The 13,344-nt window shown below is 69.2% G+C and carries 12 protein-coding genes; 9 read left to right on the forward strand and 3 right to left on the reverse strand.

Annotated elements, in window-relative coordinates; genetic code table 11:
- The 3 genes from dpgB (at position 1) to OHB00_RS44820 (ending at position 3,329) form a co-directional block, all read left to right on the forward strand.
- On the forward strand, positions 1-651 hold the full coding sequence (gene dpgB / locus OHB00_RS44810) for an enoyl-CoA-hydratase DpgB (protein ID WP_406443852.1): 651 nt from the start codon (positions 1-3) through the stop codon (positions 649-651).
- The gene (dpgC, locus tag OHB00_RS44815; protein ID WP_406443853.1) at positions 648-1,883 is read left to right on the forward strand and encodes a (3,5-dihydroxyphenyl)acetyl-CoA 1,2-dioxygenase DpgC; all 1,236 of its coding nucleotides are present in this window, start codon (positions 648-650) and stop codon (positions 1,881-1,883) included. The genes dpgB and dpgC overlap by 4 nt, the downstream gene beginning before the upstream one ends.
- Before the next feature lie 72 nt (positions 1,884-1,955).
- A complete protein-coding gene (locus OHB00_RS44820; protein WP_406443855.1) occupies positions 1,956-3,329 on the forward strand; it encodes a sulfotransferase in 1,374 nt (457 codons plus the stop codon).
- Between the two features lie 7 nt (positions 3,330-3,336).
- Here the strand turns inward: OHB00_RS44820 and OHB00_RS44825 are convergent, their stop codons facing one another.
- Positions 3,337-4,371 carry a sulfotransferase domain-containing protein gene (locus OHB00_RS44825; protein WP_406443857.1) on the reverse strand — a complete coding sequence of 345 codons (1,035 nt, stop codon included), beginning with the start codon at positions 4,369-4,371 and terminating at the stop codon, positions 3,337-3,339.
- Between the two features lie 21 nt (positions 4,372-4,392).
- On the opposite strand from OHB00_RS44825, the gene OHB00_RS44830 reads away from it, so the two are divergent.
- The 3 genes from OHB00_RS44830 (at position 4,393) to OHB00_RS44840 (ending at position 7,346) form a co-directional block, all read left to right on the forward strand.
- The gene (locus tag OHB00_RS44830) at positions 4,393-4,551 is read left to right on the forward strand and encodes a hypothetical protein (protein WP_406443859.1); all 159 of its coding nucleotides are present in this window, start codon (positions 4,393-4,395) and stop codon (positions 4,549-4,551) included.
- A gap of 177 nt (positions 4,552-4,728) precedes the next feature.
- Positions 4,729-5,805, forward strand: coding sequence for a 4-hydroxyphenylpyruvate dioxygenase (gene hppD, locus OHB00_RS44835; RefSeq protein WP_406443861.1), 1,077 nt, complete (start codon positions 4,729-4,731; stop codon positions 5,803-5,805).
- Positions 5,806-5,834: 29 nt separating this feature from the next.
- On the forward strand, positions 5,835-7,346 hold the full coding sequence (locus OHB00_RS44840; protein ID WP_406443863.1) for a tryptophan 7-halogenase: 1,512 nt from the start codon (positions 5,835-5,837) through the stop codon (positions 7,344-7,346).
- A 16-nt stretch (positions 7,347-7,362) separates the two neighbouring features.
- Here OHB00_RS44840 and OHB00_RS44845 read toward each other — a convergent pair whose 3' ends face one another.
- Positions 7,363-9,255 (reverse strand): ABC transporter ATP-binding protein, encoded by a 1,893-nt coding sequence (locus OHB00_RS44845; protein WP_406443865.1) that lies wholly within the window; start codon positions 9,253-9,255, stop codon positions 7,363-7,365.
- A gap of 413 nt (positions 9,256-9,668) precedes the next feature.
- Between OHB00_RS44845 and OHB00_RS44850 the strand changes: the two genes are divergently transcribed.
- A complete protein-coding gene (locus OHB00_RS44850) occupies positions 9,669-10,904 on the forward strand; it encodes a PLP-dependent aminotransferase family protein (RefSeq protein WP_406446277.1) in 1,236 nt (411 codons plus the stop codon).
- 32 nt (positions 10,905-10,936) lie between these two features.
- Here OHB00_RS44850 and OHB00_RS44855 read toward each other — a convergent pair whose 3' ends face one another.
- A complete protein-coding gene (locus OHB00_RS44855; RefSeq protein WP_406443867.1) occupies positions 10,937-11,596 on the reverse strand; it encodes an aspartyl/asparaginyl beta-hydroxylase domain-containing protein in 660 nt (219 codons plus the stop codon).
- Positions 11,597-12,172: 576 nt separating this feature from the next.
- Here OHB00_RS44855 and OHB00_RS44860 point away from each other — a divergent pair.
- Together OHB00_RS44860 and OHB00_RS44865 are read left to right on the forward strand one after the other, a co-directional pair.
- Complete coding sequence (locus tag OHB00_RS44860) at positions 12,173-12,985, forward strand: alpha/beta fold hydrolase (RefSeq protein ID WP_406443868.1); 813 nt, start codon at positions 12,173-12,175, stop codon at positions 12,983-12,985.
- Between the two features lie 58 nt (positions 12,986-13,043).
- Positions 13,044-13,262: an MbtH family protein gene (locus OHB00_RS44865; protein ID WP_181804230.1), complete on the forward strand. Its 219-nt coding sequence runs from the start codon at positions 13,044-13,046 to the stop codon at positions 13,260-13,262.
- The last annotated feature ends 82 nt before the right edge of the window (positions 13,263-13,344 follow it).

Here is a 13,344-nt window from a genome sequence, read left to right on the forward strand (position 1 = left end):
GTGAGCTTCGGGCTGGAGATCGACGGATCCGGCCACCTGACACCTTCCCTGGTCCACGCGGTCGAAGCGGCCTGTGCCGAGGCCGAGCGCGCCGGTCTCCTCGCCGTGTCGGTCGCCGCCGCGCCTGACGACACGCGTACCTACGCCGATGTCGCCCTGGTCAGCAAGTGGGAACGGGCGCTGCGACGGCTGGAACGGCTGCCCGCGACAACGGTATCGGTCGCCTCCGGTGCGGTCGGCGGCATCGCCCTCGACACGCTTCTCGCCACCGACTACCGCATCGTGACCCCCGACACGCGGCTGGAGATCTCCCCGGACGGTGCCGCCGCCTGGCCCGGCATGGCGCTCTACCGGCTGGTCCAGCAGACCGGCATCGCACCGATCCGGCGGACGGTCCTGCTCGGGCACCCGCTGACGGCGGCGAAGGCCATGGCACTGGGCCTGGTCGACGAGATCACCGACGCGCCCCTCGCCGCGCTGGCCGTGGCGACCGCCGCGGCCGGCCTTCGCTCCGGCCGCGAACTGGCCATCAGGCGGCGGCTCATGCACGACGCCACGACAACCAGCTTCGAGGAGGCGCTCGGCGCCCACCTGGCCGCGTGCGACCGGATGCTCCGCCAGACCTCCTCGGACTCGGGAGCGAGCCGGTGACGACGCGGACGCCCGAGGGGCTGGGGACAGCCCTGCGCCGCGACCTGGACCGGATCGCCGCCCACGCCCGCACGACGGACCAGGTCCGGACGCTGCGGGTCGCGTTCATGGACCGGCATGCCGACGAGATCTACGACCGGCTCACCGACGGCCGGTCGGCGCGCCCGAGGATCGCGGAACTGGTGGCCGCGGCGGCCGGCGCCTTCCCCGCGCTGGTGCCGCCGGCGGACCCCGCCGAGCCACGGGCCGACAAGGCCGGCCGGGAGATCGACCAGGGCATCTTCCTACGCGGTGTGCTGCGCTCCCCGGCCGCCGGCGGGCATCTGCTGACGTCGATGCTCCAGCCGACCGAACGCGCGCTGCGACTGCTCCCGGAGTTCCGCAGGACCGGAGTCGTCCAGACCGCCTCCGTCCGGCTGGAGCGCCGCGACGGCGTGGCCCACCTGACCATGTGCCGGGACGACTGCCTCAACGCCGAGGACAACCGCCAGGTCGACGACATGGAGACCGCCGTCGACCTGGCCCTGCTCGACCCCGCCGTGCGGGTCGGTGTGCTGCGCGGCGGGACCATGACCCACCCCCGCTACCGGGGCCGACGCGTCTTCAGCGCCGGCATCAACCTCAAGGCCCTGCACGCCGGGGAGATCTCGCTCGTCGACTTCCTTCTGCGGCGTGAACTCGGCTACATCAGCAAGCTCGTCAGAGGCGTGCTCCTCGAACGGGACGACTCCTGGCGGTCGGCCACGGTCGAGAAGCCGTGGGTCGCCGCCGTCGACACGTTCGCCATCGGGGGCGGCTGCCAGCTGTTACTGGTGTTCGACCACGTGATCGCCGGTGCGGACGCCTACGTCAGCCTGCCCGCCGCCCAGGAGGGGATCATCCCGGGGGTGTCCAACCTGAGGCTCGGCCGGGTCGCCGGGTCGCGCCTGGCCCGCCAGGTCGTCCTCGGCGGCCGCCGGATCCGCGCGACGGAACCGGACGCGCGCCTGCTGATCGACGAGGTCGTGGAGCCCGACGGGATCGACGCGGCCGTCGAGCGGGCCGCCGACGCGCTGCGCGCCCCGGCGGTGGTGCCCAACCGCCGCATGCTGAACCTCGCGGAAGAGCCCCTCGACGCGTTCCGCGCCTACGCAGCCGAGTTCGCGCTGCAACAGGCCGTCCGGCTGCACGCCGAGGATGTGAGCGACAAGGCCGCCCGATTCACCGGGGCAGCGCCCGCGACCCCTCCATGAGCCGCCCGCGGACAGGGCCGATCGGCAACCCCGGCAATCATCCGACAACGCGCGACACACTGGAGGTGTGCGGTGACGAACCGTCAGCCCGACCCGGCAGCAACCGACGCAGGAAGCGGCCCCCACGATCCCGTCATCGCCGTCGCCCGGCAGCGGCTCGACGCCCTGAGCGCGGTTCGGGCGCCGGTCGACGACTTCCGGACCGCGGTCAGGGACCTGGTGGTCATAGCGTCCCCGTTCAGAGGCGGTACGACGCTGCTGACGGAACTCCTCCGGGGCGCTCCGGACCTGCTCCACTTCCAGGCCGAGATGCAGCCCGTCCTGCGGCTCGCGGGGTGGACGTATCCGGACAACGGGGCGGACTCCGAGCGGATCGCCGGCCTCACCGGGGATGTCGCCTTCCTCGAACGGGAACTGGGGAGTGACATCGGCAACCCGGTGAGCGACTGGAACGGCATCGACTGGTCGCGCTACGCCCAGGACGTCCTCTGGCGCTGGATCGTGCAGTGGCCCATGCTGCCGCTGACTCTGGCAGAGGTCGAGGACATGCTGGAGAAGGCCCTCGGCGAGCAGGCGGCCGAGGGGCCGGAGCAGGGCGGCGACCCCACGCGGGCAGTCAGCCTGGCGCTGCTGAAGATGCTGGCGACCCGCTGTCGGGAGGTGAATCCCTACTACGCCGACGTGTCGGCGGCCGAGATCGCCGAAATCCTCCCGGACCTGCCGCGGCCGCAGGGTCCGCACGGTGACACGGTCATCGAGTTCGCCCCCCTCGCCGTCCCGAAACCGTGGCGGCGGGCGACCCGCCAGGACGTGGTGAGCCGGACGGTCATCACCAAGACACCGGTCAACGTCTACAAGATGGACGCCCTGCGCGCGTTCTTCCCCGAGGCCCGCATCAGGGTCATCCATCTGACGCGCAACCCCGGCGCCGCGATCAGCAGTTACCGTGAGGCGTGGCTGTCGCCCTGGTTCTTCAACGCCCCGGTCGGCCTGCCGCTGGACATCGGCGGATACACCGAGCCGGGACGCCCGTGGAGCCGGAACTGGTGGAAACTCGACTTCCCGCCGGGGTGGCAGGACCTCACCCGATCCTCACTCGAAGAGGTCTGCGCGGCGCAGTGGTGTGCCTCGCACACGGCGATCTTCGAATTCCTCGCCCGGAACAAGGACATCGACGTACTACGGCTCACCTACGAAGACCTGATCGGTACCGCATCGGAGCGGACCCGCGCGATCGACGAACTGGCGGACTGGCTCGGCACCGACCGCTCGCACTTCCTGGAACCGGCGGTCCGGGGGATGACACCCATGAACTCGATCACCCTGCCGAAGCGCGCGAAGTGGTACCGCAACCACGACGTGCTGCGGCCCGTGCTGGCCGGCGAGGACGTGATGTCGCTGGCGGCCGAGATGGGCTACTCACCGGACGTGACGACCTGGCCGTGACCCGCGCTCACCGGTGGTGGAGCCAGTCCAGGAGGTCGGGGGGCGCCAGGGCGGCGGCGCGGGCGTGGTACCTCGACAGTTCACCGTCGGTCAGCAGGGCCGTACCGGATCCGGATCCGCCCCGCCGGAAGAAGGCCGTGTTGTTCCGGGCCGGGCCCAGCGGCTGGATCCGGTTCGCGTCGGCACGCATCCGCTCGAACGAGGCGGCCGCCACCAGGTCCGCCCAGCCGGCGCCCCCTGTGCCGATACCGAGGTGCCGCCCCAGGCGCGTCATCTGCCCCGACAGGTCCGCCGAGAGGTCCTCGTAGTGGAAGAGGAGGACTCCGGTGTCGTCACGGCGGGACCAGGCGTCCGACCAGTGCCACATCATGCCCGGCAGCGAGGACGGCTGCCCCTCGCGCGAGGAGTCGTCCTCGATCCACTGGGCCAGCCACTCCCGCGCCGACGCCTGGTCCGGCTCGGGACGTGGCCGCGTGGCCCCTCCCACACCGCGGGGCGAGTCGACGTTGCGGCTCTGGTGGAACAGCGAGATCGCGGTGTCCAGCGGATGCCTGGCGACGACGATGTGGGTGACCTCGGGTGCCATGACGATGTCGCTCAGCGGCGTGTGGGTCTTGACCACCCGCCGGTGCGCCTGACCGGCGAGCGCGGCGAACACCTCGTCGCGCGGGCACGCCATGTCGTCCAGCCACGGCGACAGCTCGGGCATCGGGGCCGGGAGGTCCGCGGTCCGCAGGATCAGCAGGACGCACATCATCTGCATCCACGTGGTACCGCTCTTGGCGGGTGTGCTGACGACGATGTCACCCGGTCTGAAGGAGAACTGACGCCACCTCGACATGCGCAGGAAGTCCCACAGGGCGAGGGCGACGGCGCGGCCGCGATCGGTCAGCCCGATCCGCACCCGGCGGCGGTCGGCCGGATCGACCAGCAGGTCCAGGTAACCGTGCCTGACCAGGGCGTCCACGATTTCGCCGGCCTGCTGGTCGGTGATCCCCAGGACGTGCTTGAGACCACCGGCCGCCCCGCCTCGAAACGCCATGGCTCCCAGTACGAACGCTCCATGCGGTGGCAGGCCGGCGAAGGCCGCCGCCGCGAGGTGGGTCTCAAGGTCTGCCTGATGATCGCTCGCTTCCCGGAGCAGAGAGCGGAGCTGGGCATCGCTGATGGCTACAGGAAACACATCCGCAGGTTATTGACCCGGCGCATCGGCCGTCAATGAACAGCCGCTCCGACAAGGCGCGGACCGATATCGACCGATGTCAACGGCGAGAAAAACCAGGCCGTTTCACAGGACTACCTTCGTTCCCATTCACCGGCACCGTGAGGTAGCGTGCGGGACATCTCCGCATCGAATGCAGAGTGCACGCGGATGCGATTCTGATACCGGGGGAATCCCATGGATATTGGTGCGATCGATCATCTTGAGTGCTATGTGGCCGACTCCGAGAGCTCGGCCGACTTCTTTCGCGACGCGTTCGGGTTCCGGATATGCGGTCGCGGCGGCCCGGAGACCGGACTGCCCGGATGCCGCTCGGTGCTGGTGCGTCAGGGTGCGATCAGCCTCCTTCTGACGTCGGCGCTCCGCGCGGACCATCCGGTCGCCGAGTACGTCCGGCGTCACGGTGACGGCGTCGCCGTCATCGCCGTGGCGACCGACGACGCCGACGCCGCGTTCGCCGAGGCCGTGACGCGCGGTGCCGCGGCCGTGGCACCTCCGGTCCGGCTGGCGGACGAGGGGGCACGGGTCACGTTCGCCTCGGTCGCCGGATTCGGCGACGTCGCGCAGCGCTTCGTCCAACGGGACGCGGCCGACGGTCCGTTCGCCCCCGGCCGCATCTCGGACGAGCACCCGCAGGACACCACACCGGGACTGCTGAAAAGCATCGACCACATCGCCGTCTGTGTACCCGCCGGCGAACTCGACCGCACGGTGGACCACTATCGGTCGGTATTCGGCCTCACCCAGATATTCGACGAGAGAATCATCGTCGGCGACCAGGCGATGGATTCAAAAGTCGTGCAGAGCGAGTCCGGCGGACTGACCCTGACGATCCTTGAGCCGGACATCACGAAGAAGCCGGGACAGATCGACGAGTTCGTCAGGCTGCACGACGGTGCGGGCGTGCAGCACGTGGCGTTCCTCACCGAGGACATTTCTGCCGCCGTGCGGAAATTCACGGAACACGGCGTCGACTTCCTGTCGACTCCGTCCGGCTACTACGACGTGCTGACCGAGCGGCTCGGCACACTCGCGGTGCCGGTGGACGAACTGCGCGAGCTCAACATCCTCGCCGACCGCGACCACTGGGGGCAGATGCTCCAGATCTTCACCGCATCACGGCACCCCCGGCAGACCCTCTTCTACGAGCTCATCGACCGACGCGGCGGACGCACCTTCGGCAGCAACAACATCAAGGCCCTCTACGAGGCGGTCGACCGGCAGCACGCCGCCGGTCGCGAGCTGAGCCACTGAGCCACCGAGCGCCCGAGCGGAGGAGCGGCATGGAGCAGGTGCGGACAGCAGAAGCCGACGTCGTCGTGGTGGGAGGCGGCCCCGCCGGCTCCACCCTCGCCGCCCTCGTCGCCCTGCGGGGACACCGGGTGGTGCTCCTGGAGAAGGAGAGGTTCCCGCGCTACCAGATCGGCGAGTCGCTGCTGCCGGCCACGGTCCACGGAGTCTGCCGCCTCACCGGCGTCGCCGACGAACTGGCGGCCGCCGGCTTCACCAGGAAACGCGGCGGGACGTTCCGCTGGGGCACCAACCCGGACCCGTGGACCTTCTCCTTCTCGGTGTCGCCGAGGATGGCCGGACCGTCGTCCTTCGCCTACCAGGTGGAGCGCGCCAAGTTCGACCAGATCCTCCTCGACCACGCCCGTCGCCTCGGCGTGGACGTCCGCGAGGGCAGCGCGGTGAACCGGGTACTGGACGACGGCGCCCGGGTCCGTGGCGTCGGCTACACGGCCGAGGACGGCACCCGGCACGAGATCCTGAGCCGGTACGTGGTCGACGCGTCCGGCAACAGGAGCCAGATCCACGACAGCGCCGGAGGCGCCAGGAAGTACTCGGACTTCTTCAGGAACCTCGCGCTGTTCGGGTACTTCACCGGCGGCAAGCGGCTGCCCGAACCCGACTCCGGGAACATCCTCTCGGCCGCGTTCGGCAGCGGCTGGTTCTGGTACATACCGCTGAGCCCCGAACTCACCAGCGTCGGGGCCGTGGTACGACGCGACATGGCGCAGAAGGTCCAGGGCGATCCCGAGAAGGCGCTGTTCGCGCTGATCGACGAATGCCCGCTGATCAAGGAGTACCTGGCCGACGCCCAGCGCGTCACCACCGGCCAGTACGGGCAGGTGAGGGTGCGCAAGGACTACTCCTACCAGGCGACCGCGTACTGGCGCCCCGGCATGGCCCTGATCGGCGACGCCGCCTGTTTCGTGGACCCCGTGTTCTCCTCCGGCGTCCATCTCGCCACCTACAGCGCTCTGCTGGCCGCCCGCTCCATCAACAGCGTCCTCGCCGGCACGGTCGACGAGGAGACCGCCTTCCGGGAGTTCGAAGCCAGATACCGCCGGGAGTACAGCGTCTTCTACGAGTTCCTCGTCTCCTTCTACGACATGAACGCCACCGAGGGGTCGTACTTCTGGCAGGCGAAGAAGGTCACCGGCAGCGCGGCGGCCGAGTTCGAGTCGTTCATCGAACTCGTCGGCGGCGTCGCCTCCGGGGAGACCGCCCTCACCAGCCGCGCCACCGCCGTGGCGGATCTCAGGTCGAGGTCGGCGGAGTTCTCGCAAGCGGTGGACCAGGTCGCCGCGGGCGGCGACGCCACCATGGTGCCGCTCTTCCGCTCCGAGGTGGTGCGCAACGCGATGCGGGAGGGCGGCCAGGTCCAGAGCCGGGCGATGCTCGGGGAGGACTCGGAGGAGGAGACCCCGCTGTTCCCGGGTGGACTGGTCGGTTCACCGGACGGCCTGCTCTGGCAGCTTCCCCAGGGCGGGCGGCGGCCCGCGCGCTAGCGCGGCCGGCTCCCGCTCACGGCTCTGCCGGCGCCGTCTGCTGCGGGGCGAACTGCGTACGGTAGACCTCCGCGTACAGTCCCTTGGCCGCGAGCAGTTCCTCATGCGTTCCCCGCTCGGCGATCCGGCCCTCGTCGATGACCAGGATCTGACTGGCCTCGCGAACCGTGGCGAGGCGGTGCGCGATCACCAGCGATGTCCTGCCGTCCAGCGCCGTCTTCAGAGCGCGCTGCACCGCCGCCTCGGACTCCGAGTCCAGATGCGCGGTCGCCTCGTCCAGCACCACGACCGACGGGGACTTCAGCAGCAGCCGCGCCATGGCGATCCGCTGCTGCTCACCGCCAGACAGGCGATAACCGCGATCACCCACGACGGTGTCGAGCCCTTCGGGCAGCGCCGAGACCACATCCCAGACCTGGGCGGCACGACACGCCTCGGCGATCTCCCGCTCGGTCGCGTCGGGCCGGGCATAGGCCAGATTGGCCCTGATCGTGTCATGGAACAGATGGGCCTCCTGGCTGACCACACCGATCGTCTCCCGCAGCGACTCCAGGGTCACGTCCCGGATGTCGTGGCCGCCGATGCGTACGGTCCCCGAGTCGGGGTCGTACAGCCTGGGCACCAGCCGGGTGACCGTCGTCTTGCCCGACCCGGAACGGCCGACCAGTGCCGTCAGCCGGCCGGCGGGCGCGCGGAAACTCACCCCGTCCAGGACCTTGGTACGGTCCGCGCGTTCGGGCACGACCGCCGCGACCGACTCCAGGGACGCCAGCGAGACCTCGCCCGCCGCCGGGTAGCAGAACGACACCTCGTCGAACTCGACCTCCGGCGCGCCGCTGTCCGCGTCGGCCATGACAGGACGGGCGCCGGGACGCTCGGCGATGAGCGGCTTCAGGTCCAGCACCTCGAAGACCCGGTCGAAGCTCACCAGGGCGGTCAACACATCCACCTGCATGTTCGACAGCTGGTTGATCGGGCCGAACAGCCGGCTCAACAGCGTGACGAGCGCGACGAGGGTGCCCAGCTGGAACCTCCCGTCGACGACGAGACTGCCACCGAGCCCGTACATGAGCGCCGTGATCAGAGAGGTGAGCAGACCCATGAGAAGGAAGAAGGAACGTCCGTACACGGCACTGACCGTCGCGATGTCACGGACCCGGCCCGCCCGGCTCTCGAAGAGCCCGGACTCCTCCTCGGGCCGCCCGTAGAGCTTGACGAGCAGCGCACCGGCGACGTTGAACCGCTCGTTCATCAGGGAGGCGATGTCCGCGTCCAGTTGCATCTGCTCCCGGGTGAGCCGCTGCAGCCGCTTCCCGATCACCTTGCCCGGCAGCAGGAACAGCGGGATCACCACCAGCGCGGCCACGGTCATCTGCCAGGACAGATAGAACATGGCCAGGAACACGAGAACCAGCGTGAGAAGGGTGGACACCGCCTGCGACAGCAGTGAGGTCACCGCCAACTGGGCCCCGACCACATCCGTGTTGAGCCTGCTGACGAGGGACCCGGTCTGCGCCCGGGTGAAGAACGCCAGCGGCTGCCGCTGCACATGCCGGAACACCTGGGTACGCAGGTCGTAGATGAGGGACTGGCTGATCCGGGCCGAGCACCTGATCTGGACGTAGAGGACCAGCGCGTCCAGCAGCGCCAGCGCGGCGATCGTCAGGGACAGGGCGACGACGACCGAGACCCGGCGCGGTACGACACCGTCATCGATGATCGACTTGAGGATCAGCGGATTCGTCACGGTGATGACCGCGTCGGACGCCGTCACGAGCATCAGCAGTGCCAGACGCCACCGATAGGGCCTCGCATAAGGAATGATCCGTCTGAGCGTGCCGGGCTTGACCTGCTGACGGGTGACCGAGTCACCGAGGCGCAGCCGGGCCGGTGCCGTGCCTCCAGCCATGGGGGCGCGGACCTCCTTCGTCATCATGTTCCGCGTCTTGGGAAAAGACTGGCCGCGGGCAGACCGGAGGACGAAATACACCCGCCCCTTCGTCGTCAATTTGTCAGCCGAGTATCCCCGCTGCGGGATCGGCTGACAACACGCCCCCGGCCCCCGCGGATTGCGCGGTCGCGGTCACTGGTGAGACCCGGAGAGGCACTGTTAGCATCCCCGGAGCAGCGCACCCCGGAATTGCCGTTCAACTGCCTCCACGCCGCAGTTGAACGGATTCCGGCAGGCGAGCAGCGGTGTCGGCACGGTGTGCGCGGGCCACCGCCCCCTGGCGCAGGAGGGTGACGTTGACGACTGAGAATATCCCCGTACTCCACAGGGCGGATCTGCACGGCAGCGTGTCCGATCCCACGCTGGACACGATGAATTTCCTCAACGAGATCACCCTGCGGTATCCGCACGCCATCTCGTTCGCACCCGGCCGCCCCTATGACGGTTTCTTCGAGACCGGCCAGATATTCCAGCACATTCAGCGTTACCTGGATCATCTCGCGGACAACGGGAATTCTCCGGAAGACATCCGCGACGCGATGTTCCAGTACGGCCCGACCGCCGGGCGGATCCGTGAACTCATCGCCGAGTCGTTGCGCCGGGACGAGGACATCGACGTCGCCCCGGAAGCCGTCGTCGTCACCGTCGGCTGCCAGGAGGCGATGCTCCTCGCCGTACGGGCGCTCATCGCCGGCCGGGACGACGTCCTCCTCGTGGCCAGCCCCTGCTACGTCGGGATCACCGGCGTCGCCCGCCTGCTGGACGTCGAACTCGTCCCGGTCGAGGAAGAGGAGGACGGGTTCCGCTGCGCCGATCTGGAGCAGGTGATCCAGGCCCAGTCCGCCCGAGGCCGCCGGCCGCGCGCGTTCTACGTGGTACCCGACCACTCCAATCCCTCCGGCGCCACGATGCCGCTGCGAACCCGGCACGAACTGCTCGACCTGGCCGACCGCCACGACATCCTCGTACTGGAGGACAGCCCCTACCGGCTGGTGAGCGCCGGGCCGCGGCTGCCGACGCTCAAGGCCCTGGACCGGCGCCGCCGAGTGGTGCACCTGGGCTCCTTCTCGAAAACGCTCTTCCCGGGCGCCCGCCTCGGCTTCGCCGTCGCGGACCAGCCGGTGACGGACGCGACGGGCCGGACCGGACTGCTCGCGGACGAGCTGGCCAAGATCAAGAGCATGGTCACGGTCAACACGTCCCCGCTGAGCCAGGCCGCGGTGGCCGGCATGCTGCTCGCCGGCGGCGGGCAGGCCGCCGGGCTCAACGACCGGACGTCCGCCTTCTACCAGGAGGCGATGCAGTCCACCCTCCGGCACCTCGAAAAGCGCTTCCCGCCCGGGGTCCGCGAGGCCCTGGGCGTGCGGTGGAACGCGCCGAGCGGCGGCTTCTTCCTGACCGTCCGGGTGCCGTACCGCGCGGACAACGAGGCGCTCGCCCGGTCCGCGCAGGACTTCGGCGTCATCTGGACACCGATGTCCTACTTCTACCCGCGGGGTGGCGGCGACTTCAGCATCCGCCTGTCGACGAGCTACCTGACCCAGACCGACATCAGCGAGGGCATCGAGAGGCTGGGCGACCACATCGAGCACGAGGCACGGCGCTGACGGACCCTGCCGGCGGCCGCTGCGGCCCGGTGCTACGCCTGCCCGGCCCGCAGCTGCTCGAACCGCTCCTCCCAGGCCTCCTGGTTACGCCGGGCACCCTTGATGAACGGAGACTGGGAGATCGTCCAGACGACGAACCGGTTGAGGATGTTGAACGGGAAGCGCACCGGCCGCATGACATCCAGGAACAGCACGACCCGGTCCTGCTCGGTCTCGTTCCAGGCCGAGTGCGGGTAGGTGTCGTCGAAGAACATCCCCCCACCCTCTCGCCAGTGCCGCGTCTCGCCGCCGACCTCGATGCCGCAGGACTCGGCGGGCTCGGGAATCTTCAGCGCGAGGTGGTAACGCAGGACACCGTTGTAGGGGCCGCGGTGCACCGGCAGCCGCTTACCCGGACCGAACACCGAGAAGAAGGCGGTGGTCAGACCCGGGATCCCGGCGAGTGCCTCGGCGGTCTTCGGGCACCGTGCGAGATTGTCGGCGGACCTGAATCCGTATCCGTGGAAGATGAAGGTCTTCCACTGGTCGTCCTGGGACAGCGCCCGCTGCACCGTGGAGATGTCCTGGAAGTTCGGCAGGTCGTCCCGGTAGGACAGCACCGCGTCCAGTTCCGACCGTATCTCCTGCCAGCGTGCCTCGACTTCGCGGGCCCACGGGAACTTCTCGTCAGTGATGAAGGGAGTCGTGGGCACGAGGGAATGCTGACGGTTTTTCTGCTCCGCCCAGTGGACGACCTTTCTCACGTACTTGCGGATCATCCGTCTCTCCTCCACCGAAATCAACGCGCCAACGTCGGGGATTCCTCGCGGTACCGCACACACTCCCGGCACACCTTAGGGACTCGGGACAGCGAAGTCAGTTTTCGGGGCCGGGGCCGGTGCGGTGCCCGTTCAAGTGAGTCCATGCCGCAGTTGAACACCGCCCGCACGCAGCACCGACCGGGTGCCGCGGCCCCGATGTCTTCCCGGGGCGGCCGGGACGACGGATGACCGGCGGCACCGTATTGCGCCAACCTGCTCGGCGAGACAGTATTCGTCGGGGCGGGCTCCCTGGCCATGAGTCCGTGCCGTACCGCCATGGGCCCGAGGGCCGGCGAATCGAATGCTCACCAAGGGGGAGGAAGAGCGGCTCGTGGTCCACGTCATGGCGACCTGTCACAACGACAATTACTGCCGGCCGGACCAGGCGGCCGAGTTCACGGGACGACACGTCGGAAACGGCCTCACATCAGATCGTGGGCAGCGGAAATGGCGCTGAGCGGTGAACCCGTGCGTCAGCTGCCGACCAATGGCATCCGGCTCGCCTATCAACGGCACGGATCCGGTGCGCCGGTCCTGTTCATCATGGGCACGGGCGCTGCCGGACGGGTCTGGACCGTCCACCAGACACCGGCGGTCGTACGCGCGGGATATGAGGCCATCACCTTCGACAACCGCGGAATACCGCCGTCCGACTGTCCTCCGGGCAGATACGCACTCGCGGACATGGTCAGCGACACCAGAGGACTGATCGAGGGGCTGGGGCTCGGCCCCTGCCGTGTCGTCGGGGTCTCCCTGGGCGCCCTCATCGCGCAGGAACTGCTGATCACATCGCCGCATCTCGTCCGCTGCGCCGTGCTGGTGTCCACCAAGGCACGTTCCGACGCGGCCCGCAGCGCGCACGAGGCGGCTCATCGCGCACTCGCGGAATCCGGTGTCCAGCTCCCGCCCGAGTACTCCGCGGCCATGTCGGTCTTCCAGATGCTCTCGCCCGCGACCCTCGACGACGAGAACGCGGTCTCGCTCTGGCTGGATGTCTTCCAGCTCCCGGACAGCGGCGCGGGCGCGGCGCCCGGGCAGACCTGGGCCGGACTGGCCGGCGCCGACCGGCGCGCGGCACTGCGGGGCGTCTCGGCCCCCTGCCGGGTCATCGCCTTCTCCGACGATCTCGTCACGCCGCCTCTGCTGGGCGCCGAAGTCGCCGAGGCGATTCCGGACTGCGATTACGTCGAGATCGCGGCCTGCGGCCACCTCGGTTACCTCGAACGCCCAGAAGAAGTCAACGCGGCCATCATCGAGTTCCTGCACAAGAACGACGACTGACCCGGCGAAAGTCCGATGCGACCGCCCCTTACCGCCAGTTATCGGAAAGGAAACGAAAATGACGAACCCGTTCGAGGACCCCGACGCCGACTACCTCGTGCTCGTCAACGACGAAGGCCAGCACTCGCTGTGGCCCACTTTCGTCGACGTGCCGGCCGGATGGCAGGTCGTCTTCGGAGAGAAGAGCCGCCAGGAATGCCTGGACTTCATCGAGACGAACTGGCGCGACCTGCGTCCCAAGAGCCTGATCGAAGCCATGGAGAAAAGCCAGTCCTGACACGTTGAAGGCCGGTCCGCCGGCCGGACGCGAGGATGGCGCTGTGTCGTCAAAGGGCGGTCGACAGTCGAGGAGTCCAGAT

It is taken from the genome of Streptomyces sp. NBC_00631 (assembly GCF_045206895.1).
Lineage (GTDB): Bacteria > Actinomycetota > Actinomycetes > Streptomycetales > Streptomycetaceae > Streptomyces.

Excerpts from the sequence above, each read along its gene's own strand:
- OHB00_RS44825 (WP_406443857.1), bottom strand. The coding sequence starts at position 4,371 with ATGGCGTTTCGAGGCGGGGCGGCCGGTGGTCTCAAGCACGTCCTGGGG.
- OHB00_RS44830 (WP_406443859.1), top strand. The coding sequence starts at position 4,393 with ATGCGGTGGCAGGCCGGCGAAGGCCGCCGCCGCGAGGTGGGTCTCAAG.
- hppD (WP_406443861.1), top strand. The coding sequence starts at position 4,729 with ATGGATATTGGTGCGATCGATCATCTTGAGTGCTATGTGGCCGACTCC.
- OHB00_RS44840 (WP_406443863.1), top strand. The coding sequence starts at position 5,835 with ATGGAGCAGGTGCGGACAGCAGAAGCCGACGTCGTCGTGGTGGGAGGC.
- OHB00_RS44845 (WP_406443865.1), bottom strand. The coding sequence starts at position 9,255 with ATGGCTGGAGGCACGGCACCGGCCCGGCTGCGCCTCGGTGACTCGGTC.
- OHB00_RS44850 (WP_406446277.1), top strand. The coding sequence starts at position 9,669 with ATGAATTTCCTCAACGAGATCACCCTGCGGTATCCGCACGCCATCTCG.
- OHB00_RS44865 (WP_181804230.1), top strand. The coding sequence starts at position 13,044 with ATGACGAACCCGTTCGAGGACCCCGACGCCGACTACCTCGTGCTCGTC.